This window comes from Roseateles sp. GW821-FHT09G03, from assembly GCF_059416045.1.
In genome coordinates this window covers 201,293-228,287 of sequence record NZ_JBWKOK010000004.1, presented here as the reverse complement: position 1 = coordinate 228,287, position 26,995 = coordinate 201,293, and the positions used below count along the sequence as shown (strand labels likewise).

23 protein-coding genes are annotated in these 26,995 nt (G+C 69.2%); 11 read left to right on the top strand and 12 right to left on the bottom strand.

Going from position 1 to position 26,995, the window contains the following annotated elements; all coding sequences use genetic code 11:
• Positions 1 to 18: 18 nt before the first annotated feature.
• From AC07OZ_RS16465 to AC07OZ_RS16450, 4 genes are all read right to left on the bottom strand, one after another.
• Positions 19 to 1,965: a B12-binding domain-containing radical SAM protein gene (locus AC07OZ_RS16465; protein ID WP_495468169.1), complete on the bottom strand. Its 1,947-nt coding sequence runs from the start codon at positions 1,963 to 1,965 to the stop codon at positions 19 to 21.
• A 106-nt stretch (positions 1,966 to 2,071) separates the two neighbouring features.
• Positions 2,072 to 2,434, bottom strand: a complete 363-nt coding sequence (locus AC07OZ_RS16460) for an HU family DNA-binding protein (protein ID WP_067269564.1) — start codon at positions 2,432 to 2,434, stop codon at positions 2,072 to 2,074.
• A 267-nt stretch (positions 2,435 to 2,701) separates the two neighbouring features.
• Positions 2,702 to 3,256 carry a LuxR C-terminal-related transcriptional regulator gene (locus AC07OZ_RS16455; RefSeq protein ID WP_495468168.1) on the bottom strand — a complete coding sequence of 185 codons (555 nt, stop codon included), beginning with the start codon at positions 3,254 to 3,256 and terminating at the stop codon, positions 2,702 to 2,704.
• Between the two features lie 10 nt (positions 3,257 to 3,266).
• On the bottom strand, positions 3,267 to 3,689 hold the full coding sequence (locus AC07OZ_RS16450) for a PaaI family thioesterase (RefSeq protein WP_495468167.1): 423 nt from the start codon (positions 3,687 to 3,689) through the stop codon (positions 3,267 to 3,269).
• A gap of 155 nt (positions 3,690 to 3,844) precedes the next feature.
• Between AC07OZ_RS16450 and AC07OZ_RS16445 the strand changes: the two genes are divergently transcribed.
• The 7 genes from AC07OZ_RS16445 (at position 3,845) to AC07OZ_RS16415 (ending at position 13,152) form a co-directional block, all read left to right on the top strand.
• Positions 3,845 to 4,546, top strand: a complete 702-nt coding sequence (locus AC07OZ_RS16445; RefSeq protein WP_495468166.1) for a CoA transferase subunit A — start codon at positions 3,845 to 3,847, stop codon at positions 4,544 to 4,546.
• A 10-nt stretch (positions 4,547 to 4,556) separates the two neighbouring features.
• Positions 4,557 to 5,195 carry a 3-oxoacid CoA-transferase subunit B gene (locus AC07OZ_RS16440; RefSeq protein WP_495468165.1) on the top strand — a complete coding sequence of 213 codons (639 nt, stop codon included), beginning with the start codon at positions 4,557 to 4,559 and terminating at the stop codon, positions 5,193 to 5,195.
• Positions 5,196 to 5,553: 358 nt separating this feature from the next.
• Positions 5,554 to 7,278 carry a DUF1800 domain-containing protein gene (locus AC07OZ_RS16435; RefSeq protein WP_495468164.1) on the top strand — a complete coding sequence of 575 codons (1,725 nt, stop codon included), beginning with the start codon at positions 5,554 to 5,556 and terminating at the stop codon, positions 7,276 to 7,278.
• 20 nt (positions 7,279 to 7,298) lie between these two features.
• Entirely contained in the window at positions 7,299 to 8,693 is a 1,395-nt protein-coding gene (locus tag AC07OZ_RS16430; protein WP_495468163.1) for a DUF1501 domain-containing protein, read from the top strand.
• A gap of 354 nt (positions 8,694 to 9,047) precedes the next feature.
• Positions 9,048 to 10,799, top strand: coding sequence for a DUF1800 domain-containing protein (locus tag AC07OZ_RS16425; protein WP_495468162.1), 1,752 nt, complete (start codon positions 9,048 to 9,050; stop codon positions 10,797 to 10,799).
• Positions 10,800 to 10,842: 43 nt separating this feature from the next.
• A complete protein-coding gene (locus AC07OZ_RS16420) occupies positions 10,843 to 12,231 on the top strand; it encodes a DUF1501 domain-containing protein (protein ID WP_495468161.1) in 1,389 nt (462 codons plus the stop codon).
• Positions 12,232 to 12,528: 297 nt separating this feature from the next.
• On the top strand, positions 12,529 to 13,152 hold the full coding sequence (locus AC07OZ_RS16415; RefSeq protein WP_495468160.1) for a helix-turn-helix transcriptional regulator: 624 nt from the start codon (positions 12,529 to 12,531) through the stop codon (positions 13,150 to 13,152).
• Between the two features lie 4 nt (positions 13,153 to 13,156).
• Here AC07OZ_RS16415 and AC07OZ_RS16410 read toward each other — a convergent pair whose 3' ends face one another.
• The 4 genes from AC07OZ_RS16410 to AC07OZ_RS16395 form a co-directional block, all read right to left on the bottom strand.
• Positions 13,157 to 14,746 (bottom strand): alkaline phosphatase D family protein, encoded by a 1,590-nt coding sequence (locus tag AC07OZ_RS16410; RefSeq protein WP_495468159.1) that lies wholly within the window; start codon positions 14,744 to 14,746, stop codon positions 13,157 to 13,159.
• Between the two features lie 93 nt (positions 14,747 to 14,839).
• On the bottom strand, positions 14,840 to 15,229 hold the full coding sequence (locus tag AC07OZ_RS16405) for a VOC family protein (RefSeq protein WP_495468158.1): 390 nt from the start codon (positions 15,227 to 15,229) through the stop codon (positions 14,840 to 14,842).
• 49 nt (positions 15,230 to 15,278) lie between these two features.
• Entirely contained in the window at positions 15,279 to 15,776 is a 498-nt protein-coding gene (locus AC07OZ_RS16400; protein WP_495468157.1) for a disulfide bond formation protein B, read from the bottom strand.
• Complete coding sequence (locus tag AC07OZ_RS16395) at positions 15,776 to 16,243, bottom strand: RidA family protein (RefSeq protein ID WP_495468156.1); 468 nt, start codon at positions 16,241 to 16,243, stop codon at positions 15,776 to 15,778. The genes AC07OZ_RS16400 and AC07OZ_RS16395 overlap by 1 nt, the downstream gene beginning before the upstream one ends.
• Before the next feature lie 63 nt (positions 16,244 to 16,306).
• On the opposite strand from AC07OZ_RS16395, the gene AC07OZ_RS16390 reads away from it, so the two are divergent.
• Positions 16,307 to 18,775: a DNA internalization-related competence protein ComEC/Rec2 gene (locus tag AC07OZ_RS16390; RefSeq protein ID WP_495468155.1), complete on the top strand. Its 2,469-nt coding sequence runs from the start codon at positions 16,307 to 16,309 to the stop codon at positions 18,773 to 18,775.
• A 100-nt stretch (positions 18,776 to 18,875) separates the two neighbouring features.
• Positions 18,876 to 20,426, top strand: a complete 1,551-nt coding sequence (locus AC07OZ_RS16385) for a methyl-accepting chemotaxis protein (RefSeq protein WP_495468154.1) — start codon at positions 18,876 to 18,878, stop codon at positions 20,424 to 20,426.
• A 2-nt stretch (positions 20,427 to 20,428) separates the two neighbouring features.
• Here AC07OZ_RS16385 and AC07OZ_RS16380 read toward each other — a convergent pair whose 3' ends face one another.
• Positions 20,429 to 21,679 carry an L-dopachrome tautomerase-related protein gene (locus AC07OZ_RS16380; protein WP_495468153.1) on the bottom strand — a complete coding sequence of 417 codons (1,251 nt, stop codon included), beginning with the start codon at positions 21,677 to 21,679 and terminating at the stop codon, positions 20,429 to 20,431.
• 114 nt (positions 21,680 to 21,793) lie between these two features.
• Here AC07OZ_RS16380 and AC07OZ_RS16375 point away from each other — a divergent pair, with 114 nt between their 5' ends.
• A complete protein-coding gene (locus AC07OZ_RS16375; protein WP_495468152.1) occupies positions 21,794 to 22,696 on the top strand; it encodes a LysR family transcriptional regulator in 903 nt (300 codons plus the stop codon).
• Between the two features lie 16 nt (positions 22,697 to 22,712).
• Here the strand turns inward: AC07OZ_RS16375 and AC07OZ_RS16370 are convergent, their stop codons facing one another.
• The 3 genes from AC07OZ_RS16370 to AC07OZ_RS16360 are packed head-to-tail and all read right to left on the bottom strand — an operon-like array spanning position 22,713 to position 24,566.
• Positions 22,713 to 23,564, bottom strand: coding sequence for an 8-oxoguanine DNA glycosylase (locus AC07OZ_RS16370; RefSeq protein ID WP_495468151.1), 852 nt, complete (start codon positions 23,562 to 23,564; stop codon positions 22,713 to 22,715).
• Positions 23,561 to 24,253: a DNA adenine methylase gene (locus AC07OZ_RS16365; RefSeq protein WP_495468150.1), complete on the bottom strand. Its 693-nt coding sequence runs from the start codon at positions 24,251 to 24,253 to the stop codon at positions 23,561 to 23,563. Before AC07OZ_RS16365 ends, AC07OZ_RS16370 begins: the two co-directional genes overlap by 4 nt.
• Before the next feature lie 49 nt (positions 24,254 to 24,302).
• The gene (locus tag AC07OZ_RS16360; protein ID WP_495468149.1) at positions 24,303 to 24,566 is read right to left on the bottom strand and encodes a hypothetical protein; all 264 of its coding nucleotides are present in this window, start codon (positions 24,564 to 24,566) and stop codon (positions 24,303 to 24,305) included.
• Between the two features lie 239 nt (positions 24,567 to 24,805).
• Here AC07OZ_RS16360 and AC07OZ_RS16355 point away from each other — a divergent pair, with 239 nt between their 5' ends.
• The gene (locus AC07OZ_RS16355; RefSeq protein WP_495468148.1) at positions 24,806 to 26,965 is read left to right on the top strand and encodes a S46 family peptidase; all 2,160 of its coding nucleotides are present in this window, start codon (positions 24,806 to 24,808) and stop codon (positions 26,963 to 26,965) included.
• The last annotated feature ends 30 nt before the right edge of the window (positions 26,966 to 26,995 follow it).

Genomic DNA, 26,995 nt, shown 5'->3' with positions numbered 1-26,995 from the left:
TCCCGGATGAAAGCGGCCTCAGACGTCGAGCGCTTCCGCGATGAACTGCTTGGACACCTTCGGCTTGGGCACTCGCACGCTGAACCAGCGTCGCACGTCCTGCTCCACGCCGATGCCGTGCATGAAGTTGTAGAGCGCCTTCTTCAGCGCATCCCCCATGGCATCGTGGTCCGTGCCGGTCGGGTCGACGAAGCCGACGTCATTCTTCGCGAACGGCGAGGGCGGCAGCGGCAGCAGTTCCACGCCGAAGGCTTTCGGATCCTGCCCCACCGGCGAGTGCACCGTGCACGCGAAGCGATGGAAGAACCCGCTCTGGATGCAGCCGTTCTCGAACAGCTGGCGGACGTATTCGAGCGCGTCGACGGTGTCCTGCACCGTCTGCGTCGGGAAGCCGTACATCAGGTAGGCGTGCACCAGGATGCCGGACTCGGTGAACGCACGCGTCACGCGCGCCACCTGCTCGACCGACACGCCTTTCTGCATCAGCTTCAACAGGCGGTCCGACGCGACCTCCAGGCCGCCGCTGATCGCGATGCAGCCGCTGTCGGCCAGCAACTGGCAGAGCTCGGGGGTGAAGGTCTTCTCGAAGCGCACGTTGCCCCACCAGCTGATGGAGACGCCGCGATCGATCAGCTCCTGCGCGAGCGCCTTCAGCACCTTGGGCGGCGCCGCCTCGTCGACGAAGTGGAAACCGGTCTGGCCCGTCTCCGCGACGATCGCCTCGATGCGGTCCACGAGCGTCTTCGCCGAGGCCGCCTCGTAGCGCGAGATGTAGTCCAGCGTGATGTCGCAGAAGCTGCACTTCTTCCAGTAGCAGCCATGCGCGATGGTCAGCTTGTTCCAGCGGCCGTCGCTCCACAGCCGGTTCATCGGGTTCAGCATGTCCAGCAGCGACAGGTAGTCGTGCAGCGGCAGGCCGTCCCAGGTCGGCGTGCCGACGTCCTCGAAGGGGACGTCCGGCTCGACGAAGTTGATGTAGCGGACCTGGCCCGCGAGCTCACCGTCGTCCTCGCGGATGAAGCAGCGCACCAGCCGCTGCCGGCTGCGCTTGCCGGCGATGTGGTCGAGCAGCGCCAGCAGCGGCCGCTCGCCCGCATCCAGGGACACGAAGTCCACGTAGTCGAAGAGGCGCGGCTCGGTCAGCTCGCGCAGCTCCGTGTTGACGAAGCCGCCGCCGAACAGGATCTTGATGTGCGGGCGCTCCCGCTTGATCGTCTGGCCGATCCGCAGCGCCGCGTAGACCGCGCCGGGGAAGGGCGCCGACAGCAGCACGACATCGGGCCGCTCGCCATCGATGGCGGCGAGCGTCAGCTCGCGCAGCAGATCGTCGACGAGGTTGGGCGGCGCGCTCAGCGCGTCGTGCAGCGGGTCGAAGGTCGGCTGGCTGGTCGCCAGCTGTTCGGCGTAGCGGACGAACTCGAAACGCGGATCGACCGATTCGCGCAGCACGTCGGCCAGGTCGTTCAGGTACAGCGTCGCCAGGTGCCGCGCGCGGTCCTGCAGTCCCAGCGCGCCGAAGGCCCAGGCCAGCGGATCCTCGCCGTCCTCGGCGACGTAGACCTCCAGCGTCTGGAATCGCGCGCCCTCGGGCAGGAAGGTCCGCGTGTTGATGCGGTGCGCCAGCGTCGGGTCGCGGCCCTGCAGGAACGCGATCGCCGGCGCGATCGTGGCGAAGTAGCGGTCGAAGGATTCGTCGAAATGGCGCGAGGCGATGCCGCGGTCCGGCAGCGGGATCGCGTGCACGGCGGCGCGCACGCGCTTCAGCCCGTCGCGGGAGAACAGCTTGAGCACCAGCGCCAGCGCCAGGTCGCGCTGCGCCGCCTGGAACCCGCGCGAGCGCAGGAACCCCGTCAGGTAGGCCGTGGACGGGTAGGGCGTGTTGAGCTGCGTCATCGGGGGGATGAGCGAGAGCACACGCAGGGTGGGCGCTGGGGAGATCGCAGCGGCTGGCGCGGGGGCGGACATGTCGGAACTGTAGGAGCAAAAAAACAAACCCGGCAGAGGCCGGGTTTGTTCGGGACCGCCAGGACCGCCGGAGCGGGCGTGGCGATCGGCATGCGCCAGAAGTGGATTACTTCTTGGCGGCCTTCTTGGCGGGCTTGGCAGCGGCGGCCTTGGGGGCCTTGGCCGGCTTGGCGGCAGCCTTGCGAGCGGCAGCCTTCGGGTCCACGGCGGCCTTGAAGCCGGCGCCCGGGGTGAACTTCGGCAGCTTGGCGGCGGCGATCTTGATCTTGTCGCCGGTGCTGGGGTTCACGCCGGTGCGGGCGGCACGGGCGTGTTGCTTGAAGGCACCAAAGCCAGGGATGGAAACAGCGCCACCCTTCTTCACCGTGGACACCACCGCGTCCAGCAGCGTTTCCAGGATGCGGCCAGCTTCGGCCTTGGTCAGTTCGTGCTTGGAAGCCAGGTGTTCGATCAGTTCAGTCTTGTTCATTCGTTTGACTCTGCGGTTAGGGCCCGACTAACGCCGGACGGCGCGTATTGTGCGTGAGAAATCACGTGCGCATCCCCGGGTTGCCCCGCAAATCATCGATGAAATCGCCTATCCGGGGTCACGTCTTGCGCGAACGCCGTCGGAATCGCGGTTCCCAGGCATCTTGTGAGCGCTTGCAACGAGGTTTCCTTGATGTTGCAAGGGGACATTCCAGGGCGTTTTCCGGCGGCGTCAGGCCTTGCCCGGGAATACGTCACGCAGGAAAACTCATGACACGAGCAGACGGTGGACAAGGTCCGGCGTGCTGGCCGCGCCGTATTTCTTCATCAGCCGTGCGCGGTACACATCGACCGTGCGCGGACTCACGCCGAGCCTGCGGCCGATCAGCTTGCTGGTGAGGCCCTCGATCAGCAGCGCGGCGATCTCGCGTTCGCGCGGCGTGAGGTCGGCCTTGAGCTGGCGCGTCGCGGACAGGTCCTCGAAACTCCAGATGCCGCTCGCATGCGCCTGCGACGGATCCAGCGCGCGGCCCGACACGTGGCACCAGAACAGCTCGCCCGCGCGCGGCCCGCCGACACGCTTCATCACGCGCTCGTCGGCGTAATAGCCGGCGGCATCGAGGCTGGCGACGATGCGCTCGCCGGTGCGCTCGAATTCGACGGAGGTCGGATACAGCAGCGCGAAGCTGTGGCCGATCAGCTGCTCGCGCTGCGCGCCGAAGATCTCCAGCACCAGCCGGTTGCAGTCCTTGATCAGGCGGTGCTCGGAGATCACCAGCCCGATCGGGGCCTGGTCGAACGCGGTGCGGTAGTCGAGGCTCATGGGGCTGGCGTCACAACAGCGCGTAGGTCGTCGTCGACTGGACGGCGAGCCGGCCCTGCTCGTCGAGCAGGTCGATCTGCCCGAACGCGAGGTTCTTGCCGCGCCGCAGCAGGCGCGCCTCGATCGTGCAGCGCGCGCCCGAGACCGGGCGGATGAAGGTCGACTGCAGCTGGACGGTCGTCATCGGGCGGAACTCGCCCAGCTCGCGCATCATCAGCAGCACCATCGCCGTGTCGGCCGCGGCCATCGACGCCTGCCCGCACATCACGCCGCCGACGTGGACCAGCTCCGGCGCGACCGGCATCGTCAATCGCAGCAGGCCGTCTTCCGCATGGACGGGTTCGAGGCCGAGTGCGACGATCCAGGGCGCGAAGATCTTCGGGATCTGCGCGCGCAGCGCGTCCAGGGACAGGGCGTCCGGGGGCAGGGTCATCGGGCTTCCTTCGGGGACTCGGTGGCGGGATGGCTGCGCGGGAGCAGTTAATCAATTCTACGTACCGCTTACGTAATGCCTTACGTAGTAGATTGGCCGACCGGTTCTGGACCAGTTCTGAAACCCGTGATTCAACGGCAAGCAGGAGACATCGGATGAACAAGCTTTTCCCCGACGCCAAGGCGGCGTTGGACGGCATCGTGGCGGACGGCCAGTTGCTGGCCGTCGGCGGCTTCGGCCTGTGCGGCATTCCGGAGGCGCTGATCGCGGCGCTGCGGGACAGCGGCACCAAGGGCCTGACCGTCATCAGCAACAACGCGGGCGTGGACGGCTTCGGCCTGGGCCAGCTGCTCGAGACGCGGCAGATCAGGAAGATGATCTCCAGCTACGTCGGCGAGAACAAGGAGTTCGAGCGCCAGTACCTGGCCGGTGAACTCGAACTCGAGTTCACGCCGCAGGGCACGCTGGCCGAGAAGCTGCGCGCCGGCGGCGCGGGCATCCCGGCTTTCTTCACCCGCACCGGCGTCGGCACGCTGGTGGCCGAGGGCAAGGAGATCCGCGAATTCGACGGCCATCAGTACGTGATGGAGCGCGCGCTCAATCCGGATGTCGCGCTGGTCAAGGCGCACATCGCCGACAAGAGCGGCAACCTGATCTTCCGGCGCACCGCGCGCAACTTCAACCCGGCCTGCGCGATGGCCGGCAAGGTCACCGTGGTGGAGGTGGAGCAGGTCGTCGAGGTCGGCGAGCTGGATCCCGACAGCATCCATCTGCCCGGGATCTACGTGCACCGCATCGTGCACAACCCGAATCCTGAGAAGCGCATCGAGAAGCGCACCATCCGCCCCGCGGCTTGAGGAGAGAGACATGCCCTGGACCCAAGACCAGATGGCGGCCCGTGCCGCGCAGGAACTCGAAGACGGCTTCTACGTGAACCTCGGCATCGGCATTCCGACGCTGGTGGCGAACTTCGTGCCGGCCGACAAGGAAGTGTGGCTGCAGAGCGAGAACGGGATGCTCGGCATCGGTCCGTTCCCGACGGACGACGAGGTCGACGCCGACCTGATCAACGCCGGCAAGCAGACGGTGACCACGATTCCAGGCTCGTCGATCTTCGGCAGCCATGACAGCTTCGCGATGATCCGCGGCGGCAAGATCAACCTCAGCATCCTGGGGGCGATGCAGGTCAGCGAGCGCGGTGACCTCGCCAACTGGATGATCCCCGGCAAGATGGTGAAGGGGATGGGCGGTGCGATGGACCTGGTCGCCGGCGTGCCGCGCGTGATCGTGCTGATGGAGCACGTCGCCCGCAAGAAGGACGGCACCGAGGACCTGAAGATCATCCCGAGCTGCACCTTGCCGCTGACGGGCGTCGGCGTCGTCAACCGCATCATCACGGACCTGGCCGTGATGGACGTGACCCCGCAGGGCCTGAAGCTCGTCGAACTCGCCCCGGAAGTGACCCGCGAGTTCGTCCAGAGCAAGACCGGCGTCACGCTGGTCTGAGCAAGACCTGGCCCCGCTCGTGGCAAGCCCTGCCACTCGCACTCCCCAGGCCCTTGGGCAGCGAGCGGGGGTGGGGCCGGAATGGTGCTGGGGGTTCCCGGAGGGATGCCCCCTGCACCGTGGAGTGCCCGCGCCTGGCCTCCCGCAAGATGTGACCCCAGGCACCCCGCCTGCCAACGCGCAGGCGATTGTTTCCAGTTCGTTTCCCGCCTTTATCCGACCCTGACAACTTTCGCGCGTGAATAAGTCACACCGCAACGGCCTGTTGCCGCGCCTTTCACAAGTTGTACGAATGACGGTGAATTGAAGTCCGGCCCTCGCCACCATCCCGCATCCGCTGCTTGGAGCCGATGCCGAGATGACTGCCGCCGCCACCACCCACTTCGCACCGCCCGCACTGCCCGACGACGATCGCGTCGTTGAAGACACCACAGCCATCGGCACGACGGCCGCCTTGGCGGCTGCCGCTGCCGCGGCGCTGCTCGCCGCCTGTGGCGGTGGTGGAGGAGGCGGGGACAGCGCCGCCGGCCCCGACAGCAATCCCCAGACCGACGTTCCCACGACCGAGCCTGAAGCCGCGCGCTTCCTCGGCCAGGCCGGTTTTGCCGCCAGCGCGGCGGACCTGACCAGCGTCAAGACGTCCGGTGTCGCCCGTTGGCTGGATCAACAGTTCGACGCGCCGCGCACGCAGAGCCACTACGACTGGCTCGTGGCCAAGGGCAAGGGCGCCGAGGCCAACCGCTACAGCCTGGACGGCGTCGACGCGAGCTTGTGGCGCAAGCTGATCTCCTCGCCCGATCAGCTCCGCCAGCGCGTGGTGCTGGCGCTGTCGGAGATCTTCGTCGTCTCGATGAACGGCCTGCCGATCGCGTGGCCGCAGTTCGCCACCGCCGGCTACGTCGACATGCTCGAGGAACGCTGCTTCGGCAGCTTCCGCGCCCTGATCGAAGGCGTGACGCTGTCCCCGGCGATGGGCGTGTACCTGGCCATGCGCGGCAACCGCAAGGAAGACCCGAAGACCGGCCGCCAGCCCGACGAAAATTACGCCCGCGAGGTGATGCAGCTGTTCACCATCGGCCTGAACCAGCTCAACGCCGACGGCACGCCCAAGATGGTCGGCGGCAAGACCGTCGACACCTACACGCTGCAGCAGATCACCGACCTGGCGCGCGTGTTCACCGGCTGGGACTTCGATGTCGACTCCTCCGACGTGGACGGCCTCGACTTCAGCTACATGAAGCGTCCGATGCGGCAGAACGCGTCGCGCTTCTCCACCGGCGAGAAGAAGGTGCTGGACACCGTCATCCCCGCGACGGCCGACGGCGCCGCCGCGATGAAGGTGGCGCTGGACACGCTGAGCGCGCATCCCAACGTCGGCCCGTTCATCGGCCGGCAGTTGATCCAGCGTCTGGTGGCCTCGAACCCGAGCCCCGCCTATGTGCAACGCGTCGCCGCCGTCTTCGACAACAACGGCAAGGGCGTGCGCGGCGACATGCGCGCCGTGATCCGCGCGATCCTGCTCGACACCGAGGCCCGCACGCGCTCGACCGCGCCCAGCGCCGGCAAGCTGCGTGAACCGCTGCAACGCATGATCCAGTGGGCGCGCACCGTGGGCCTGAGCTCGCCCGGCGACCTCTGGGCCATCGGCGACACCAGCAACCCGTCGTCGCGCCTGGGCCAGAGCCCGATGCGCAGCGGCTCGGTCTTCAACTTCTTCCGGCCCGGTTATGTGCCGCCCAACTCGCAGCTGGGCACCAACAACGTGACCGCGCCCGAGTTCCAGCTCTGCAACGAGAGCACCGTCGCCGGCTACCTGAACTACATGCAGGGCCTGATCGGCAACGGCGTCGGCGACATGAAACCCGACTACACCGCCGATATCGCGCTGGCCGCTGACGTGCCCGCGCTGGTGCGGCGCCAGGCGCAGCTGATGAGTGGCGGCGACATCTCGGAGGCCACGATCACCACGATCGCCACCGCCGTCGCCACGATCAAGGGCGACACCGATGCCAACAGGCTGAACCGCGTCAAGGCCTCCTGGCTGATGGTGCTGGCAGCGCCCGAATACCAGGTCCAGAAATAACCAGCCGAGCGGAGCCGACCATGACCCACATCTCCAAGCTTCCCGCGCTGCGCCGTCGCGAATTCCTCAAGCGCGCGTCGGCGGTGTCCATCGCCGGCACGGCCGCGCCCTGGGCGCTGCAGCTGGCCGCCATCGGCGAGGCCGCCGCGGCCGCCGCGCCGGGCGACTACAAGGCCATCGTCTGCCTGTTCATGTACGGCGGCAACGACTACGGCAACACCGTGATCCCGTATGACACGGCGAACTACCAGGCCTACGCCAACATCCGCCAGGCGCTGGCGATCCCGCGCGATCAGCTCGCCGCCACGGCGTTGACGCCGTCGCTCGCGCTGCCCGACGGCCGGCAGATGGCGCTCGCGCCGACGATGAACCGGCTCAAGCCGGTCTTCGACGCCGGCCGGCTGGGGGTGATGCTCAACATCGGCCCGCTGATGCAGCCGACGACGCTGGCGCAGTACAAGGCCGCCAGCGTGCCCTTGCCGCCCAAGCTGTTCTCGCACAACGACCAGTCCAGCCTGTGGCAGTCGTCGCGGCCCGAGGGCGCGACCTCGGGCTGGGGCGGCCGGCTGGCCGACCAGTTCCTGTCCAGCAACGGCAACGCGACCTTCAGCTGCATCAACGTGTCCGGCAACGCCGTGTTCATGTCGGGCGGCCAGGCGGTGCAGTATCAGATGAGCAGCGGCGGCGCCGTCGCCATCAACGGCGCGAACCGCTCGCTGTTCGGTTCCGCCGCCTGCGCGGAAGCGCTGCGCGGCATGATCACCGGCGAGCGCCAGCACTGGATGGAGCAGGAGTTGAACCGCGTGACCGCGCGCTCGGTCAATGCGCAGGGCACCATCACCACTGCGCTGGCCACCACCACGCTGCAGACGCCGTTCGAGACCAACGGCAACGGCCTGGCGGCCCAGCTGCAGACGGTCGCGCGCCTGATCGGCGCCCGCGCTTCGCTGGGCGTGCAGCGGCAGGTGTACTTCGTCTCGATCGGCGGCTTCGACCTGCACGACAACCTGATGTCGCAGCAGCCGGTGCTGCTGGGCAACGTCGCCAGCGCGATGGCCAGCTTCGACGCGGCGCTGGCCGAGCTCGGTGTCGCCCCGAACGTCACCACCTTCACGGCGTCCGACTTCGGCCGCACGCTGAGCTCCAACGGCGACGGCTCCGACCACGGCTGGGGCAGCCACCACCTCGTCATGGGCGGCGCGGTGAAGGGCGGGCGCTTCTACGGCGCGGCGCCGACGGTCGCCGTCAACGGGCCCGACGACGTCGGCCAGGGCCGGTTGTTGCCGACCACCTCGGTCGACCAGCTCGCGGCCACGCTGGCGCTGTGGATGGGCGTGCCGGCGGCCGACCTGCCGGGGATCCTGCCGGGCATCGTGAACTTCACCCAGAAAGACCTCGGGCTCTTTGCGGCCTGATTTCGAACATCTCACGGGCGATCGTTGGGACTGGCGGGTTTGTCCCTGCCAATTACATCGGGCGAGGTCGGCGGGCCGTGGGGAACGGCGGAAAAAGGTCGCGTCGCGAACGCGTCGGCATGGCCTGAGGGTCAGGTCGTGAGAACCCGCACGGGATGGTCGACGAAGCCGGAAAAAATACCGGTCGATCGACGGGAGTGCCGATGATCACGGGGGAAACGGACGACTGTCGAGGTCGAACGGCACGGTAACCGGATGCGTTTCCGGGCCTTTCCGCTGTTGCGGATCGGATGCTGATTTCCGCGGTGGGACTCTCTAGAGTCGCGGCCGTCAGCAGTACCGACGCACCCCACCATGTTCCGATTCCCCTGGTCTTCCGCAGCCGTCACCGCGGCTGCCGCTGCCCTCAGCGCCTGCGGCGGCGGGGGAGGCGGCGGCGATTCGCCGGCCGCTCCGTCCGGCTCCGTGCCGACGCCCGACGGCACGCCCGCTCCCGCACCGTCACCGGCCCCGGGGCCGGCCCCTGCGCCCGCTCCGGCGCCGGCACCCTCCCCGGCGCCCGTCGCGGGCGCGGGGCTGCCGCTGCCCAATGACGCCCAGGCCGCGCGTTTCCTCGCGCAGGCCGGCTTCGCCGCGAGCGAGGCCGACATCGCCACGCTGAAGTCCGTCGGCTACAACGCCTGGCTGGACCTGCAGTTCCTCGCGCCGCGCACCGAGTCCCATTGGGACTGGGTGGTCCGCAACGGCTATGCGATCGAGGCCAACAAGTACTTCTATTACAACGGCTTCTACAACTCCGTCTGGCGCAAGTTCATCAGCTCGCCGGACCAGCTGCGCCAGCGCATGGTGCTGGCCTTGTCGGAGATCTTCGTCGTCTCGGCGCAGAGCTTCGATTTCCCATGGCGCACCCTGGCGATGACCGCCTATGCGGACCTGCTGGAGGAGAACGCCTTCGGCACCTTCCGCGGACTGCTGGAGGCAGTGACGCTGTCGCCGGCGATGGGCGCCTTCCTGGCGATGCGCGGCAGCAGGAAGGAGGACGGCAAGGGCCGTCAGCCCGACGAGAACTTCGCCCGCGAGGTGATGCAGCTGTTCACCATCGGCCTGGTGCAGCTGAACCTCGACGGCACGGTGCAGACCAGCGGCGGCCGACCGGTCGAGACCTACGACCAGACGACGGTCACGCAGATGGCGCGGGCCTTCACCGGCTGGGACTTCGACACCGCCGGCAACAGCGGCGGTCCCGAGTACGGCGTGATGCGCCGCCCGATGGTGCACAGCGCGGCCAATTTCTCCACCGGCGCGAAGACGGTGCTGGGCGCGACCATCGCCGCCGGTGCCGACGGCCCCACGGCGCTGCGCCAGGCGTTGGACACGCTGGCGAACCACCCGAACGTCGGCCCGTTCTTCGGGCGGCAGCTGATCCAGCGCTTCGTCTGCTCGAACCCGAGCGGCGCCTATGTGCAGCGCGTCGCGCAGGTGTTCAACGACAACGGGCAGGGCGTGCGCGGCGACCTGAAGGCCGTGCTGCGCGCCGTGCTGCTCGATCCCGAGGCCCGCCTGACCGAGGCCGGCGTCACCAGCTCCGGCAAGCTGCGCGAGCCGGTGCTGCGTTTCGTCCAGGTGGCGCGCAACGTCGCGCTGACGTCGGCGGGGCAGTGGAGCATCTTCGAGACCACCGACGCGGAAACGCGGCTGGGTCAGAGCCCGTTCTTCAGTCCGTCGGTCTTCAACTTCTTCCGCCCGGGGTATGTCCCGCCGAGCTCGTCGATGACGGCGGCGGGCGTGACGGCGCCGGAGTTCCAGCTGGTCAACGAGGTGACGGTCACCGGCTATCTCAACTTCATGCAGAAGATGCTGAGCGACGGTCTCGGGGATGCCAAGCCGGACTTCAGCGCCGACGTGGCGCTTGCCGCCGATGCGCGCGCGATGGTGGCGCGCCAGGCCTTGCTGCTGGGCGGCGGCGGCGTGTCGGACGCCACGCAGCAGCGCATCGCGACGGCGGTCGGGACGATCGCGGCGGCGACCGACGCCGGCCGGCTCAACCGCGCCCGCGCGGGCTGGATGCTGCTGCTGGCCTGCCCCGAATACCAAGTCCAGAAATGACCCGACGCCGCGCCGATCGCGCGGCCGTCACCGGAGACCTCTCATGGCTCATGTTTCCAAGCTGTCCTCGCTGCATCGCCGCGAGTTCCTCAAGCGCGCTTCGGCCGCGTCCGTGGCCGCGACGGCCGCGCCCTGGGCGCTGCAGCTCGGGGCGATCGGCGATGCCGCGGCCGCCACCGCCGGCGGCGACTACAAGGCGCTCGTGTGCGTGTTCCTGTACGGCGGCAACGACCACGGCAACACCGTGATCCCCTACGACGCCGTGAGCCACCAGGCCTACACGGCGATCCGGCCCACGCTGGCGATCGGGCGCGACGCGCTCGCGGCGACCGCGCTGTCGCCGACGCTCGCGCTGCCCGACGGCCGGCAGATGGCGCTGGCGCCGGGGCTGTCGGCGGTCAAGCCGGTCTTCGACGCCGGCCGGCTCGCCGTGATGCTCAACATCGGCACGCTGATGGCGCCGACCACGCTCGCCCAGTACAAGTCCGGCGCCGTGCCGCTGCCGCCCAAGCTGTTCTCGCACAACGACCAGTCCAGCCTCTGGCAATCGTCCAACGTCGAAGGCGCGCGCACCGGGTGGGGCGGCCGCATGGCCGACTTCATGCTGTCGTCCAACGGACGCTCGGCGCTGACCTGCATCAACATCTCGGGCAACGCGATCTTCCAGGCCGGCGACAACGCCTTCCAGTACCAGATGGGCGTCGGCGGCAAGCAGGCGATCGCGGGCATCGGCAGCTCGCTGTTCGGCTCGTCGGCCTGCGCCAACCTGATGAAGTCGCTGATCACCGAGGAACGCGCCCATCCGATGGAGGGCGAACTCAACCGCGTCACCGCGCGCTCGATCGACCTGCAGTCGACGCTGACCGGCGCGCTGGCGGGCGGCGCGTCGATGTCGACGGCCTTCGCCACCGACGCGCTCGCGCAGCAGCTGCGCATGGTGGCGCGTCTGATCGCGGCGCGGGCCTCGCTCGGGACGACGCGGCAGGTGTTCTTCGTGTCGGTGGGCGGCTTCGACCTCCACGACAACCTGACGACGCGGCACCCGGTGCTGATGCAGCAGGTGGGCGGCGCGCTGGCGAGCTTCGACGCGGCGCTGCAGGAACTCGGCATGGCGGACAAGGTCACGGCGTTCACCGCGTCGGACTTCGGCCGCACGCTCAGCAGCAACGGCGACGGCACGGATCACGGCTGGGGTTCGCATCACCTGGTGATGGGCGGCGCGGTCAGGGGCGGACGCTTCTACGGCACGGCGCCGTCGGTGAGCGTGAACGGGCCGGACGACGTCGGCCAGGGCCGGCTGCTGCCGACGACGTCGGTGGACCAGCTCGCCTCGACGCTCGCGTTGTGGATGGGCGTGCCGCCTTCCGAGTTGAAGACGGTGCTGCCCAACATCGGTAATTTCGGCGGCGTGGACCTCGGCTTCATGGCCTGACGCACCATGGTGGATCGCGGATAGTCCCGATGGATACGGGTTTCTCCGCGCCCGGAGGGCTCCCGGAATAACCACGCCGAACCCGACATCGCCGGTTCCCCCAACCCTAGGGGGCCCCGTCCGTCATGTTCTGCTACGCAAGACCCTGACGTTCTCCTAACATCTCGACGACGCCCCCACGCACAGACATCGACAACAAGACCGAGCGCAAGTCGAGGGGCGCGATCCACGCATGGCCCGACCAGGGAGGCTGAGATGGACGGAATGTTGGGGAGGTCCGCGGAATTGGGCCGGCTGATGTCCTATCGAGGGCCGGAACGCCGGCGGGGATCGCCGGATCGATGGTGGCGCCACGCGCTGGAGGAGATCGACCTCGGGGTCTGTCTCGTCGCCGGCGAGGGGCAGCTGCTGTATGCCAACAGCACCGCGCGACGGCAGCTCGACGACACGTCGCCGCTGCAGATCGTCGACGGCCAGCTGATCGCGTCGCAGCGCAACGATCAATTGCGATTGGAGAGCGCGCTCGCCGATGTGCAGCGCGGGCTGCGGCATCTCATCTGTCTGGGGCGTGGTCCGGGGAGGCTGTCGCTGTCGGTGCTGCCGCTGCAGGACGGGCAAGGGCGCCCGTCCCAGGCGATGGTGGTGCTCGGCAAACGCAACCTGTGCGGGGAGCTGCCGATGCTCGCCTTCGCACGGGAGCATCAACTGACCGCGGCGGAGCTGCAGGTGCTGCAGTCGCTCTGCTCGGGGCTGCAGCCGCAGGAGATCGCGCATCGCCACGGGGTGGCCATCTCGACCGTGCGCACGCAGATCGCGAGCGTGCGGGCGAAGACAGCGACCGAGAGCATCCGCGACCTCGTGTCGATGGTGGCGCAGTTGCCGCCGATGCAGGGCGTGTTGCGGGTGATGGAGCGGGTTTGAGGCGTCAGGTGCGCTTCGGCTCGAGCGTCTTCTTGTAGAGGGTCGAACCTTCCAGATCCTTCAGCGTGACCGTCATCGCGCGCGTCTTCGCGTCGATGTCGACCTGGCCGAAGAACTGCGTGTCGGGCGCGGGAGCGGCATTGGCAATGCCTGGCCCCTTCTGATACGCGACCTGCATGCCGAAGGTGCCATCGGCCTTGTTGGGGCCGAAGCCGCCGGCGTGGAGCGGGCCCGAAACGAATTCCCAGAAGGGCAGGAAGTCGGTGTGCTTCGCCTTGGCGGGATCGAAGAAGTGCGCGGCGGTGTAGTGCACGTCGGCGGTGAGCCAGACGATGTTGTGCAGCTGGTGGCGCTTGATCTCGCTGAGCAGACGCGCGATTTCCAGTTCCCGGCCACGAGGCGCGCCGTCGTCGCCGTTGGCGATCGCTTCCCACTTGTCACGGCCCTCGGCGTCCTTGCCGTCGTTGACGTGCAGGCCGATCGGCATGTCGGCCGCGATGACCTTCCAGACCGCCTTCGAACGCTTCAATCCGTCGAGCAGCCACGCGATCTGCGGGCGGCCCATGAAGGCGCTGTCGGCGTTCTCCTCGGTCTGGAGGTTGGCGCTGTTGGGGCCGCGGTAGCTGCGCATGTCGACGACGAAGACGTCGAGCAGCGGACCCTGCGGCAGGTGGCGGTAGATGCGTTCGCCCTCGACGTCGCCGAAGCGGCGCATGGGCGCGTATTCCTGGAAGGCCTTGGTGGCGCGGGCGACGAGCAGCGGGATGTTCTTCTCCGTGTAACGGGCGTCGCCGGAGAGGTCCTTGCTGTCGGAGTAGTTGTTGGTGACCTCGTGGTCGTCCCACTGCCAGATCTGGGGCACGTCGGCCGACATGCGGCGGACGTTGGCGTCCATCAGGTTGTAGCGGTAGCGGCCGCGGTATTCGTCGAGCGTCTCGGCGACCTTGCTGGTCTGCTCGGTGACGACGTTGCGCCAGAGCGATCCGTCGGGGAGCTTGATCTCGGCGGGGATGGGGCTGTCGGCGTAGATGGTGTCGCCGCTGTGCAGGAAGAAGTCGGGATTGATGCGGCGGATCTGCTCGTAGATCTTCATGCCGCCCCATTGCTCGTTGATGCCCCAGCCCTGGCCGCAGGTGTCGCCGCTCCAGGCGAAGCGGACGTCGCGGACGCCTTTCGCGCCGAAGGCGGCCGGCAGGCGCAGATGGCCGGCGACGGGCTCGGAGAGGACGCGTTCGTTGTGCAGGTCCTGCAGGACGACACGGTAGAAGATCTCCTGGCCGGCGGGCAGGCCGCGCAGGTCGACGCGGCCCGTGAAGTCGGAGTCCTCGAGCAGATGAGGCCCGCGCACGCGCTGCAGGTTGGCGAAGCTGGCGGTGGTGGACCACTCGAGCCAGAGCCGGCTCGGGCGGTCGCCGCGGGTCCAGACGACGGCGCCGTCGGCGATGGGATCACCGGACTGGATGCCGTGCGGCATCTGCGGCCGCTTCGCGTCGCGCGTGATGACGGCGGGGGCCTGCGCATGCGCGCCAGGCAGCGTCAGCAGCGAAGCGCCTCCAAGAACGGTACTGGCGTGGAGGAAGAGGCGGCGGTCCATGCGGGTCTCCCGGAGAGATCAAAAGGGCGAAGCCCGCGATGCTGCCGGGAGGGTGTGACGGGGAGGTGACCGGCCAGCGTCAGCCGACCGTTCTCACTGCCCCGCCGGCGGCTCCCACAGCTCGACCTTGTTGCCTTCCGGGTCGATGACCCAGCCGAACTTGCCGTACTCCGAGTCGTCGGTCTTCTCAAGGACGTTGCAGCCCTCGTCGCGCAGCGCCTTCAGCAGCGACGCGAGGTCCGCCACCCGGTAATTGATCATGAAGGGCGCCTTGTTCGGCCCGAAGCCGTCGCCGCCCTCGGCCGCGCCGATGGACCAGATCGTCGAGCCGCCCGTAGGCTGGCCCGCCTCGTCCGTCCACGTGAACGCCGCGCCGCCCCACGCCTGGACGTCCACGCCCAGATGCGTCTTGTACCAATCGCGCAGGACCGCCGGATCCTTGGCGTTGAAGAAGATGCCGCCGATGCCAGTGACTCGTTTCATGTGGGAACTCCCGACAGGTTGATCGATCTCAAAGACATCGGCGGTCGTCTCACCGACGATGGACGGCTCCGCGCTTGAGCGTCAGCAGACACAGCAGCGCGATCAAGGTGAACAGGGCGCCGCTCCAGATCTCGTAAGGCAGACCGAGCAGCGTGTACGCGGACGCTTCACTGCAATTGGCCGTGACCATGAAGATGCTCGGGATCCGATCTTCCAGCTTGAACATCGTCAGCACGCGGTCCGCGAAGGTCATGTCGCAGCTGGCCAGCTTGGAGGCAACCTCGTGCTGGTAACCCGCGGCGAACAGGCCCGCCACGCCCAGCGCGCCCGACAGCAGCAGCGCCAGCACGCGCGCGAAACCCACGCGCTGCAGCACCCAGCCCAGCGCGCTCACCAGCGCGATCAGCAGGAAGATGCCCCGCTGCATCACGCACCACGGGCACGGCTTGACGTTGAACTGGTACTGCGCGACCAGGGCCGCCGCCACGGCGGCGAGCGAGACCAGCGCGCTGAAGGCCAGCACGCGCGAGGCGGTCAGGGCGCGCATCAGTCGGCGATCTCGGCGATCAGCTCGATCTCGACGCAGGCGCCGAGCGGGATCTGCGCCACGCCGAAGGCGCTGCGGGCATGCGCGCCCTTCTCGGGGCCGAAGACTTCGCCGATCAGTTCGGAGGCGCCGTTGGTGACCAGGTGCTGCTCGGTGAAGTCGCCGGTGCTGTTGACCAGGCTCATCAGCTTCACCACGCGCTTGACCTTGTTCAGGTCGCCGACCGTCGCGTGCAGCGTGCCCAGCAGGTCGATCGCGATCGCGCGCGCGGCTTTCTGGCCGGTCGCCGTGTCGGTGTCCTTGCCCAGCTGGCCCACCCAGGGCTTGCCGTCCTTCTTCGCGATATGACCGGACAGGAACACGAGGTTGCCGGTGCGGACGAACGGCACGTAGGCCGCGGCGGGCACCGCCACCGGAGGCAGTTCGATGCCGAGTTGGGTCAGGCGGTCGTAGACGGAAGTGCTCATGGGGATCTGCGCGGAAGTGGAAAAAATCGCCGGGAATCCTACACCCCGGCATGGCGCTGGACATTGGCCCCGCTCGCGGCCCTGCTCGGCATGGGGCTGGTCCACGTCCTCCCGGAACTGCCCGGCCCCGGCGCCTGGCGGGCGTGGACCGCGATCGCCGTGACGCTGGTGTTCACGATGGCGTTGCCGTTCGCACGCCAGGCGCGGACCCATTGGCTGACGTGGGCGATGCTCGCGGCGATCGCCGGGTCCGGGCTCACTGCATCGCGTGCCGGCCTGCGCATGGCCGAGGTGCCTGCCGTCGACATCGAGGGCCAGGTCATGACGCTCACCGGCCGCGTCGCCAGCCTTCCTCAGCGCACGGACGGCATCGGCGGTGTCGAGGGCTGGCGCTTCATCCTCGACGTGGAATCTCCCACGATCGGCGCCGGTGCGCCGCCGCGCGTGCTGCTGTCCTGCTATCAGATGCCGTTCCCGCCCCGCGCCGGCGAGCGGTGGCGCCTCGACGTCAAATTGCGACGCCCGCATGGCCTCATGAATCCGCACGGCTTCGACCAGGCGCTGTGGATGCTCGACCAGGACCTGCCCGCCGCCGGCAGTTGTCGCAGCAAGGGGCAGGAACGGCTGGAGGGGAGCGGCTTCAGCGTCGACGCCTTGCGGCAGGCGATGCGCGACGCGATCGACCGCCAGTTGAGCGAGCGGCGCGACCGCCGCGGCGCGGGTGTGCTCGCCGCGCTGAGCCTCGGCGATCAGGGTGCGGTGAACGCCGCCGACTGGGGGCTGTACCGCGATGCCGGCGTCTCGCACCTGCTGAGCGTGAGCGGCCTGCACGTGACCATGTTCGCGTGGCTCGCCGGCGCCGCGGCCGGCTGGGCCTGGCGGCGCAGCGCGCGGCTGTGCCTGTGGCTGCCGGCGCCGCGCGCGGCGATGTGGATCGGCGTCGTCGCAGCCGGGCTCTATGCGTTGTTCTCCGGCTGGGGCGTGCCGTCGCAGCGCACGGTGGGGCTGCTCGCGATCCTCGCGCTGCTGCGCCAGACCGGCGCGCGCTGGCCGTGGCCGATGAGCCTCTGCGCGGCGGCCGCCGGCGTGTGCGCCGCCGACCCGTGGGCGCTGACGCAGGCCGGCTTCTGGTTGTCGTTCTGCGCCGTCGCGCTGCTGATGGCCGCGGACCATCGCGCCGATCCCGGCTGGCGCGGCGCGCTGCGCAACGCCTGGCACACGCAGTGGGTGGTGACGCTCGGTCTTGCGCCGCTGACGCTGCTGCTGTTCCAGCAGCTGTCCATCGTGGGCCTGGTGGCGAATGCCTTCGCCATTCCGCTGGTCTCGTACGTGATCACGCCGCTGGCGATGCTGGGCGCGCTGTGCCCGCCGTTGTGGACGCTCGGCGCCTGGTGCGTCGCGCTGATGAACGCGATGCTGGAAGCGCTGCGCGTCCTTCCGCTGGCAGTCTGGCATCTGCCGTGGCCGACGGCCTGGGCGCAAGCGCTGGGCCTGGCCGGCGGCGCCGCCCTCGCGATGCCGTGGCCGTGGCGCTTGCGGCTCGGCGGCCTCGCGCTGTGCGTGCCGATGTTCTGGCCGGTGATCGAGCGCCCCGCGCCGGATCAGCTGGAGCTCTGGGTGCCCGACGTCGGCCAGGGCGGCGCCACGATCCTGCGCACGCAGGCGCACACGATGGTCTTCGACGCCGGCCCGTCGTGGGGGCCGGGCTCCGATGCCGGACAGCGCGTGCTGCTGCCGCTGTTGTACGGGCTCGGCGAGCGGCGACTGGACGTCTTGATGATCAGCCACGCGGACCAGGACCACGTGGGCGGCGCCGCGAGCCTGCTCGCGGCGATGCCGGTCGAGCGGCGGCTCGGCGCCGTGCCAGGCGGGGAGGGCTGCCGGCGCGGGCAGCGATGGACCTGGGACGGCGTGCGCTTCGAGGTGTTGTGGCCGATCGCGGACGGCGAGCCGGGCGAGGCAGGCGAGACGGGCAGGGCTGGCGATCAGGGCCAGAAGCGCAAGGAGGCCCGGCGCAATGCCGGTTCGTGCGTGCTGCGCGTCGAGGCCGCCGGCCGCCGCGTGCTGCTGACCGGCGACATCGAGGCGGCGCAGGAGGCGCGTCTGGTGCGCGAGGATGGCGAGGACGGCCTGCGGTCCGAGGTCCTGGTCGTGCCGCATCACGGCAGCCGGACCTCCTCGACGGCGGCGTTCGTGCGCGCGGTCGCGCCGCGCGTGGCGGCGGTGCAGTCGGGGTATCTGAACCGCTTCGGCCATCCGAAGCCGGACGTCGTGGCGCGTTACCTCGCCGCCGACGCGCTGCTGCTCAACACGGTCGACTGCGGGGCATGGCGCTGGCGCAGCGACCGACGGGCATCGCCGATCGACGAGTGCGAACGGGCGACGCGTCGACGCTACTGGCTGCGTGTGCCGGCGGGGGCGGGTGTCCGCCCGGCGTTGCCGATCGCGCCATGGCTCGCCGATCTGCCTGCGAGCAGCGCGGAGCCGGATGCGGACGCCGCGGATGCGGTCCCTGCCGACCTTCCGCCCTGAGCGCGTTCCACGCTGCCCCCTGTCGCCGGGGCTGTGCATGCCGCCCGTCAGGTGCTAGCTTTCGAGGACGACGCCACACAGGCGCCGAAGGGAGGAACACATGGGAATGCTGTCCGACTTGAAGGTGGGTGTCCGGCTCGGCCTGGGCTTCGCGCTGCTGGTGCTGCTGATGCTGGCGATGGGCGTGTTCTCGGCGAGCCGCGTGGCGCAGGTCGAGGGCAAGGTGGAGGATCTGGCCACCAACTGGCTGCCCAGCACGCGCACGCTGGGCGCCATGGGTGAATCGATGAACCAGATGCGTCGCGCGGAGCTGCAGATGCTCGTCGGCGGCGACCCGAAGACGATCGCGGACGAGGCGGCGCGGCTCACCGACCAATGGCGCGTGCTGCCCGGCCTGCTGTCGACCTACGAGAAGCTCGTCTCCAGCGACAAGGAACGGCAGGTCTTCGAGGATCTCGCACGGCAGGTCCAGGCGTATCGCGCGGCGCAGGAGCGCTACGTGGCGGCGCTCGGCGCCGGTCAGCGGGACGAGGCCGTGACGCTGCTGCGCGGCGATTCGCGCACCGCGTTCCGGGGCGCGACCCAGCGTCAATCGGAGCTCGTGAAGATCAACACCGAGGGCGCCGATCTCGCGCACGAGCATGCACGCGCCGACTATCGTGTCGTGCTGACGGCGATCTGGACGCTGGTCGCGGTCGCGATGGCCTTGGGCGCGCTGGTCGGCTGGCTGCTGACGCGTTCGCTGACGATGCCGCTGCGCGCGGCTTCAGCCACGGCCGACCGGATCGCCGACGGCGATCTGCGCGACATCGACACGGCCTCGCGCCGGGACGAGCTCGGCGACCTGCTGCGCGCGCTCGGCAAGATGCGCGACGCGCTGCATGCGTCGATGTCGACGGTGCGCGCGAGCGCCGACCAGATCGCCGAGGCCAGCCGCGAGGTCGCCACCGGCAGCTTCGATCTCTCGAGCCGCACCGAGCAGACGGCGTCGAACCTGCAGGAGACCTCGGCGGCGATGCACCAGCTGACCGATGCCGCCCGCCAGAGCGCCTCCAGCGCCGACGAGGCCAGCCGCATCGCCCAGGACGCGGCCGGCGTGGCCAGCCGCGGCGGGGACATGGTCGGCCGCGTCGTCTCGACGATGGCGGGCATCCAGCAGTCGTCGCGGCGCATCGCCGACATCATCGGCGTGATCGACGGCATCGCTTTCCAGACCAACATCCTGGCGCTCAACGCCGCGGTCGAGGCAGCCCGGGCGGGCGAGCAGGGCCGGGGTTTCGCCGTGGTCGCGTCCGAGGTGCGCGGCCTGGCGCAACGCAGCGCCCAGGCGGCGCGCGAGATCAAGACGCTGATCGCGGATTCGGTCGAGCAGGTCGAGACCGGCTCGCGCGCCGTCGGCGACGCGGGGTCGACGATGACCCAGGTGGTCGACGCGGTGAAGCAGGTCAGCCAGTTGATCCGCGAGATCGCCTCGGCCACCGGCGGGCAGACGCAGAGCCTGTCGGAGGTCAACACGGCGGTGACGCAGCTCGACACCATGACGCAGCAGAACGCCGCGCTGGTCGAGGAATCCGCCGCCGCGGCCGAGGCGCTGAAGGAACAGGCCGCGCGACTGAGCCAGGTGGTGGCGAGGTTCCGGTTGACGGGGTGAGATCAGCGGGCCGTGGTCGTCCCGGCGTTTGATGCGCCGGACGGCGCGGCGTCCAGCCGGAGTCGCCAGAGGTCGTAGCGTTCGTCGCCCGCCTTCACGGCACCGGCGAAGTGCCCGTTCAATCGACTGGCGGTGAACAGCAGGTCCCCGCCCGCCGTGATCGTGGGCGTGTCGGGCCAGAACACGCCGGCGTCCGCGGCGATCAGCGTCATCGCCCGCGAGGCCGGGTCGTAGCGCACGATGCCGTTGCGGGTGACGTCGGTGATGTAGAGCCGACCGCGCGCGTCCGTCACGATGCCGTCGGTGTTGCCGCCGACATCGCCCAGCGTCCGGGCCGCCGCCGCCACACGGGCGCCGTCCGCCTTCGCGTCGCGCAGCACGGCGGTGTCGATCGCGAAGGCCTTCGTGCCGGTCGTGACGGTCCAGTACAACGTGCGCGCGTCCGGCGACAGCGCGATGCCATTGATGCCCAGCACCAGCGGATTTCCCGGCCAGACCTCCTCGCCATGGGACACGACCTGGGCGCCGGCTTCGGGCATCACGGACGGATGCTGGCTCAGCACGCGGCGCACGCGCGCCGAGTCGAAGTCCGCCACGATGATCGCCGCCTGGTTGCGCGGCGCGCTGCGCAGGCCGCTGTCGGACAGGAACGCCACGCGGCGCCCTTCATCGACGGCGATGTCGTTGAGGAAACTGCCCTTGCGATCAGCGACGCTGTCCAGCGCGATGCGCTTCACCACGCGGCCCGTGGCCAGCGCGTAGACGACGATCTTCTGACCGCCCGCCGGCGCTTCGGCCTCGCCGGCGACGAAGCCCATGTCCAGGGCCCAGAGCCAGCCGTTGCGGCGGTCGATGTGGAAGCCCAGCACGTTGCGCAGATGAAGCGCTGGCGCGGCGTCCGTCGCATTGCCCGTCTCCGAGGGGAATGCGGTGAGCCGTGCAGGGCCGCCGTCGACGGACGTGTCCAGGAGGCTCAAGGTGGCTGGCGTGTCCGCCGAGATCAGCCGCGGCGTGCTGACGAAGGCGCGATCCTTGGCGTCGAAGTGGATCCCGGCGATCGGCGCGTTCACGGAGTTGCGGAAGCTCACGGAAGTCACCTGCGACGCGGAGCCCGCCTCCCAGGTCACGCCGCTGTAGCTGCGCCAGCGTTCCAGCGCCGCGGTGTCGGCGCTCCAGGCAGAGGTCAGCGAGACGGCGGCGAGCGCGGTCAATGCGCGCCGGGCAAGGCGGAAGGTCGGGCGAGAGCGGTTCATGGGGGTCCTCGTGGCGCCCGCAGTCCGGGCTGAAATCGATGAACCGACTCTATTGATGCCGACATTGGAGATAAATTACGCCAGCACCAATTCATTGATTCCTTGGAAGACAAGATGAGCCGCCGATTCGATTACCTGGGCGATGTGGAAGCGTTCCTGGCGGTCGTGGAGCAGGGATCGTTCACGGCCGCTGCCACGGCGCTGTCGACGACGGCATCGGTGCTCAGCCGCGCGGTCGTCCGCCTGGAGACGCGACTCGGCCAACAGCTGATGCGTCGCACGACGCGCCGCATCGGGTTGACCGAAGCCGGTCGCCGCTACCTGGAGCAGGCGCGTCAGGCCTTCGGCCTGCTGGGCGACGCGGAGGCGGAAGCGCAATCGCAAGGCGCCGCGCTCAGCGGCCGTGTGCGGATCAGCGCGCCCACCACCTACGGCCACCACCGGCTGCCCGCATTGCTTCTGCCCTTCATCGACCGCCATCCCGGCGTGCGGCTGGAGCTCAACATCACCAACCGCAATGTCGACCTCGTCGCCGAGGGCTTCGACCTGGCGATCCGGCTCGGGCATCTGCCCGACAGCGGGCTGGTCGCACGCAAGCTGGAGGACGCGCGCCTGCGGCTGGTCGCCGCGCCGGACTATCTCCGGCGGGCGGGCGAGCCGAGGAGCCTGCAAGACCTGACCCTGCATCGCTGCCTGCCGTTCGTGATGCCGCGCACCGGGCGGCTGGGGCCATGGTCGTTCCTGGTCGCGGGCGAAGAAATCGAGTGGCAGCCGACCTCGACGATCGAGATCTCGGACGACGTGCTCGGCGCCGTCTCGCTCGCGGAGCAGGGCATCGGGATCTGCCAGACCTACGACTTCATCGTGCGCGAGCGGCTCGACAGCGGGCGCCTGGTGGAGGTGCTGGCGGATCTCGGCGGGCGGACGCGTCCGTTCTCGCTGGTCTACGCGCCGCACCGCCACCAGTCGGCGGCGGCGCGGGCGTTGATCGAGGCGCTCACGTCTCCCGCCGAATGATGATCGTGCCCCGGCTTCACGCCGTGAACACCAGCGCGATCTGCTCCGGTTCGCGCATGGCGCGGGTCTTCGCCGACGTCGCGGCCTTGGTGCCAATCTCGGTCGCCTTCAGGTGGTCGACCAGGAAGCGCGCCGTCTCGGGCGAGCGGCTCATCTCCGCCGCGACGACCGCCTCCAGTTCCGACGGACGCACGTCCATCGCCGCGCACAGCTTCAGCAGGCGCGCCTCGGCCTCGAGGTAGTGCCGCTCCACGGTCAGCTTGCGCGGGAACAGCCCGATCACCTGGCCGACGCGCAGCAGGTGCACGTCGAGCAGCGCCACGTCCTCCGAGGCCGACCAGCCGCGCACGATGGCCGACGCCGTCTTCGGCCCGACGCCCGGCAGTTCCATCAGCCAGTTGCGCACCTCCTGGCCGGCCTCGAAGTCCGGCGCCGAGAGCAATGCCGGCATCACCGCCGCGAGGTGCTTCGCCTTCTGTGCCGCGAAGCGGAAGCCCAGAGCCTTGCCCTCGACGTCCAGCGGCTCGCTGAGCCACGCGGTGAGCGTGTGCTCGCAGACGCCGGGTTGCACGAAGGCGCCGCGCTCGCGGATGCGCGCGAACGCGGCGAGGCCCACGGCGGCCGGGATGCCCGGACCGCCCAGCAGCGACGCGCCGACCTCCTCGGCCAGCGAGCGGCCCGATGCCGCAGGCTGTGCCGTATCCAGGCGATCGAGGCGGTGGCGCAAGGCCTGCTGTGTCCAGTAGGCCGGGGTAGGGAATTCCTCGACGGCGCCCCAGCGCACGCCGGTCAGCAGGAGGTGATGGGGGTCGGGAAGTTCTCTTTGGAGGGAGCCGTGGCGGGAGACGAGGGCAACGATCTGGGTCATGGGAGAAGGGGAACGCCGCCTCTCTGGGCGGCTGGATAGGTGGTGTTCAGCCATTGGGCGAACGCGGCGCGCTCGACCGGATCCATGGCATGGACACGCTCTTGAAGGCGTTCGAGACGCCGCTTGTGGGTCTGGCGCTCGCGGAAGGTGGCTCCGCGGTGCCGGCTGTCGTGAAGCATCTCAGGCGGTTCGAAGTTGAACCACAGCGTCTCCGTGCGCACGTCGGTGTGGGTCTTCGCGCGAAACTCCGCCGTCCGCCACCCCCGCAGGAGGGCGTCGTACGACGGATGCGCATAACCCGACACGATCACCCGGCACGGCAGCGCCGCGAGTTGCGCGAGCAGCGCCTCGTGGTCCGCGGCGTCGTATTCATGCCGGTAGATGCGCGTCTGCCGACGCGTCTCGGGGTGATAGGGCGGGTCCACGTAGACCAGCTCGTCCCCCTCGAAACGGTGCCGTGCGAGGAAGTCCTCGGCACGGCCATGCACCAGCTCGACACCGGGCAGGGCCAGGTCTTGCCAGTGAGCGATGACCCGTTCGTCGGCGTCGATGGCGATCGAACGCGCCGCCGGCAGCTTGTGGCGCAGGACCGCGCCACCGCCGACATGCGTCTCGATGTACACCCGGTGCGGAGGCATCAGGTTGATGACGTGCTGGTACGTCTTGCCCTTGCCGCCTGGATACTTCATGCGCCGGATCATCGTCAGAAGTGACGATGATGTCAAGGCGCCGGGAGGCTCAGAGCGCCGTCAACCAGTCGCAGCGCAGGCGGCCCGACCGGTGCAGGCGGCGACGGCCGCCGGTGTAGGCCATCGGCAGCAGCCAGGCCATCAGGCACAACGGCAGTGCGATCCACGCCTGGATCAATAACGCGCCCGGAACGCCCATGAAACCCAGCATCCAGATCGTCAGCACGATGTTCCAGACCGCCAGCTCCACCGGGTGACGGGCGCTGTGCATCACCATCCAGCGCTTCACCTGGCTGAGCTGCTTGAGAGTCATGGCGGGCTCCTGGACGACGGGAGAGGGGGTTCGGAAGGGCCGGAACGGGCCGGGGATCGGATGGGCGAGAGTGTAAGTTTGGAGTCAGGGTTTCCCCATCCCACGCTCGTGGAGCCCGACTGGAACTCCGGGTTATCCCGCCATGCGGCATGGGGGCCGGGTGCCGACCGGCACGGGGCCGGGCCGGCGGGCTCGTGTATGGTTCGCCCCTTCTCAGAAGGTGGACAGGAGTCCCGCGAATGAAACGACTGATGTGGGCCGCGCTGGCGTTGTACGCCGCGGCCGGCGCCCAGGCGCACGAAGGCATGTGGATGCCGCAGCAGCTGCCGCTGGTGGCCAAGGACATGAAGGCCCTGGGCCTGAAATTCGACCCGGCGCGGCTGTCGCAGCCGCTGGGGTATCCGATGGGCGCGGTGGTGAGCCTGGGCGGCTGCACGGCCTCGTTCGTGTCCCCGCAAGGCCTGGTGGTGACCAACCACCACTGCGCCTTCGGCAGCATCCAGTACAACTCGACGCCGCAGAAGGACCTGCTGAAGAACGGCTTCCTGGCCGCGTCGCTGGCCGATGAACTGCCGGCCGCGCCGGGCAGCCGCATCCTGGTCACGGTCGCGCTGACCGACGTCACCGACAAGGTCATCGACAAGAAGACCGCCGCGCTGCAGGGCAAGGCCCGCATCGACGCGATCGAGGCCAACGAGAAGTCGCTGGTCGCCGCGTGCGAGAAGGACGCCGGCCACCGCTGCTCGGTGGGCGCGTTCTACGGCGGCCTGATGTACCAGTTGACCAAGCAGCTGGAGATCCGCGACGTGCGCCTGGTCCATGCGCCGGCCGAAGGCGTCGGCCTCTTCGGCGGCGACACCGACAACTGGATGTGGCCGCGCCACACCGGCGACTACAGCTTCTACCGTGCCTACGTCGGCCCGGACGGCAAGCCGGCGGACTTCAGCAAGGACAACAAGCCCTTCCAGCCGCAGCAGTTCCTGAAGATGGCGAGCGCGCCGCTGAACGAGAACGACTTCGTGGCCGTGGCCGGTTACCCGGGCCGCACGAACCGCCATCGCCTGCCCTCGGAAGTCGACTTCGCGTTCTCGTGGGACTTCCCGAACCGCGTGAAGGCGATGGGCGAGCAGCTCGACCTGATCAAGGAGGCCACCGCCGGCCGCCGTGATGCCGAGATCAAGTTGGCCAACACCGTCGCCGGCGTCAACAACTACTACAAGAACTACCAGGGCCAGATGGCCAGCTACGCGGGCAGCGACATCCTCGCGCGCAAGCAGGCGGCCTTCGACCAGATGAAGGCCTGGGTGAACGCCGACGCCAAGCGCCGCGCCGCCTACGGCCCGTCGCTGGTGGAGGTGGAACGCCTGATCGCCGAGCGCCAGGCCATCGTGCGCCGCGAGTTCCTGCTGAGCTACGCGACGCCCTTGCTCGTGAAGAGCGCGAGCGACCTGTACGAGCAGGCGCTGCAGCGCAAGAAGCCGGACGCGGAACGCAAGACCGGTTATCAGGACCGCGACCAGCTGCGCCGCAAGCAGGCCGTGGAAACGCTGGACCGCCGCTTCGACGAGATCACCGAGAAGAAGGTGGTCAGCCACTTCCTGACGCAATACCTGGCCCTGCCGGCCGATCAGCTGAACGCCGCGTTCCTGAACGCGCTGGGCGTGCGCGCCGGCATGGACGCGGCGGCCGTGACGGCGCGCGTCGACGCGTTGTACGCGGGCACGAAGCTGACCGACAAGGCGGAGCGCACTGCCTGGCTGTCGCGTGATGCCGCGGCCTTCGAAGGCAGCACCGACGCGCTGGTCAAGGCCGCCGTGGCGCTGCATGCCGACGAGGAAGCGCGCGAGAACCGCGACAAGGAATTGGCCGGCAAGACGCAACAGGCCTATGCCGCGACGATGCAGGCCGAGATCGACTTCAAGGGCAGCCTCGGCCAGCCGGTCTATCCGGATGCGAACAGCACGCTGCGCGTGGCCTTCGGCCAGGTGAAGGGCCGTTCGCCGGGCGTGGACGGCACGACCTGGACCGCGTTCACGACGCTGCGCGGCATCGTGGCCAAGCACACCGGCACGGGCGAGTTCAACGCGCCCGCCGAGCAGCTCGCCGCGATCAAGGCGCGCCAGTTCGACAAGTACGGCGTGAAGGCGCTGGACTCGGTGCCGGTGAACTTCCTGGCGACGCTGGACACGACCGGCGGCAACTCCGGCTCGCCGGTGCTGAACGGCAACGGCGAACTGGTCGGCCTGCTGTTCGACGGCACGCTGGACGCGGTGATCTCCGACTGGGACTTCAACGACCACATGAACCGCAGCATCTGCCTGGATGCGCGCTACATGCTGTGGCAGATGAAGGTCGTCGACAAGGCGGACCGCCTGCTGAAGGAAATGAACGCGCTGTGATCGCGCGGTCTTCCTGCTGAGCGATCCTGG

What these genes read in the sequence shown, in the direction of transcription:
- AC07OZ_RS16375 (WP_495468152.1), top strand. Translation starts at nt 21,794, where the DNA reads ATGAGCCGCCGATTCGATTACCTGGGCGATGTGGAAGCGTTCCTGGCG.
- AC07OZ_RS16460 (WP_067269564.1), bottom strand. Translation starts at nt 2,434, where the DNA reads ATGAACAAGACTGAACTGATCGAACACCTGGCTTCCAAGCACGAACTG.
- AC07OZ_RS16410 (WP_495468159.1), bottom strand. Translation starts at nt 14,746, where the DNA reads ATGGACCGCCGCCTCTTCCTCCACGCCAGTACCGTTCTTGGAGGCGCT.
- AC07OZ_RS16430 (WP_495468163.1), top strand. Translation starts at nt 7,299, where the DNA reads ATGACCCACATCTCCAAGCTTCCCGCGCTGCGCCGTCGCGAATTCCTC.
- AC07OZ_RS16395 (WP_495468156.1), bottom strand. Translation starts at nt 16,243, where the DNA reads ATGAGCACTTCCGTCTACGACCGCCTGACCCAACTCGGCATCGAACTG.
- AC07OZ_RS16400 (WP_495468157.1), bottom strand. Translation starts at nt 15,776, where the DNA reads ATGCGCGCCCTGACCGCCTCGCGCGTGCTGGCCTTCAGCGCGCTGGTC.
- AC07OZ_RS16385 (WP_495468154.1), top strand. Translation starts at nt 18,876, where the DNA reads ATGGGAATGCTGTCCGACTTGAAGGTGGGTGTCCGGCTCGGCCTGGGC.
- AC07OZ_RS16370 (WP_495468151.1), bottom strand. Translation starts at nt 23,564, where the DNA reads ATGACCCAGATCGTTGCCCTCGTCTCCCGCCACGGCTCCCTCCAAAGA.
- AC07OZ_RS16405 (WP_495468158.1), bottom strand. Translation starts at nt 15,229, where the DNA reads ATGAAACGAGTCACTGGCATCGGCGGCATCTTCTTCAACGCCAAGGAT.
- AC07OZ_RS16455 (WP_495468168.1), bottom strand. Translation starts at nt 3,256, where the DNA reads ATGAGCCTCGACTACCGCACCGCGTTCGACCAGGCCCCGATCGGGCTG.
- AC07OZ_RS16445 (WP_495468166.1), top strand. Translation starts at nt 3,845, where the DNA reads ATGAACAAGCTTTTCCCCGACGCCAAGGCGGCGTTGGACGGCATCGTG.
- AC07OZ_RS16425 (WP_495468162.1), top strand. Translation starts at nt 9,048, where the DNA reads ATGTTCCGATTCCCCTGGTCTTCCGCAGCCGTCACCGCGGCTGCCGCT.
- AC07OZ_RS16450 (WP_495468167.1), bottom strand. Translation starts at nt 3,689, where the DNA reads ATGACCCTGCCCCCGGACGCCCTGTCCCTGGACGCGCTGCGCGCGCAG.
- AC07OZ_RS16435 (WP_495468164.1), top strand. Translation starts at nt 5,554, where the DNA reads ATGACTGCCGCCGCCACCACCCACTTCGCACCGCCCGCACTGCCCGAC.
- AC07OZ_RS16380 (WP_495468153.1), bottom strand. Translation starts at nt 21,679, where the DNA reads ATGAACCGCTCTCGCCCGACCTTCCGCCTTGCCCGGCGCGCATTGACC.
- AC07OZ_RS16420 (WP_495468161.1), top strand. Translation starts at nt 10,843, where the DNA reads ATGGCTCATGTTTCCAAGCTGTCCTCGCTGCATCGCCGCGAGTTCCTC.
- AC07OZ_RS16365 (WP_495468150.1), bottom strand. Translation starts at nt 24,253, where the DNA reads ATGAAGTATCCAGGCGGCAAGGGCAAGACGTACCAGCACGTCATCAAC.
- AC07OZ_RS16415 (WP_495468160.1), top strand. Translation starts at nt 12,529, where the DNA reads ATGTCCTATCGAGGGCCGGAACGCCGGCGGGGATCGCCGGATCGATGG.
- AC07OZ_RS16360 (WP_495468149.1), bottom strand. Translation starts at nt 24,566, where the DNA reads ATGACTCTCAAGCAGCTCAGCCAGGTGAAGCGCTGGATGGTGATGCAC.
- AC07OZ_RS16440 (WP_495468165.1), top strand. Translation starts at nt 4,557, where the DNA reads ATGCCCTGGACCCAAGACCAGATGGCGGCCCGTGCCGCGCAGGAACTC.
- AC07OZ_RS16465 (WP_495468169.1), bottom strand. Translation starts at nt 1,965, where the DNA reads ATGTCCGCCCCCGCGCCAGCCGCTGCGATCTCCCCAGCGCCCACCCTG.
- AC07OZ_RS16355 (WP_495468148.1), top strand. Translation starts at nt 24,806, where the DNA reads ATGAAACGACTGATGTGGGCCGCGCTGGCGTTGTACGCCGCGGCCGGC.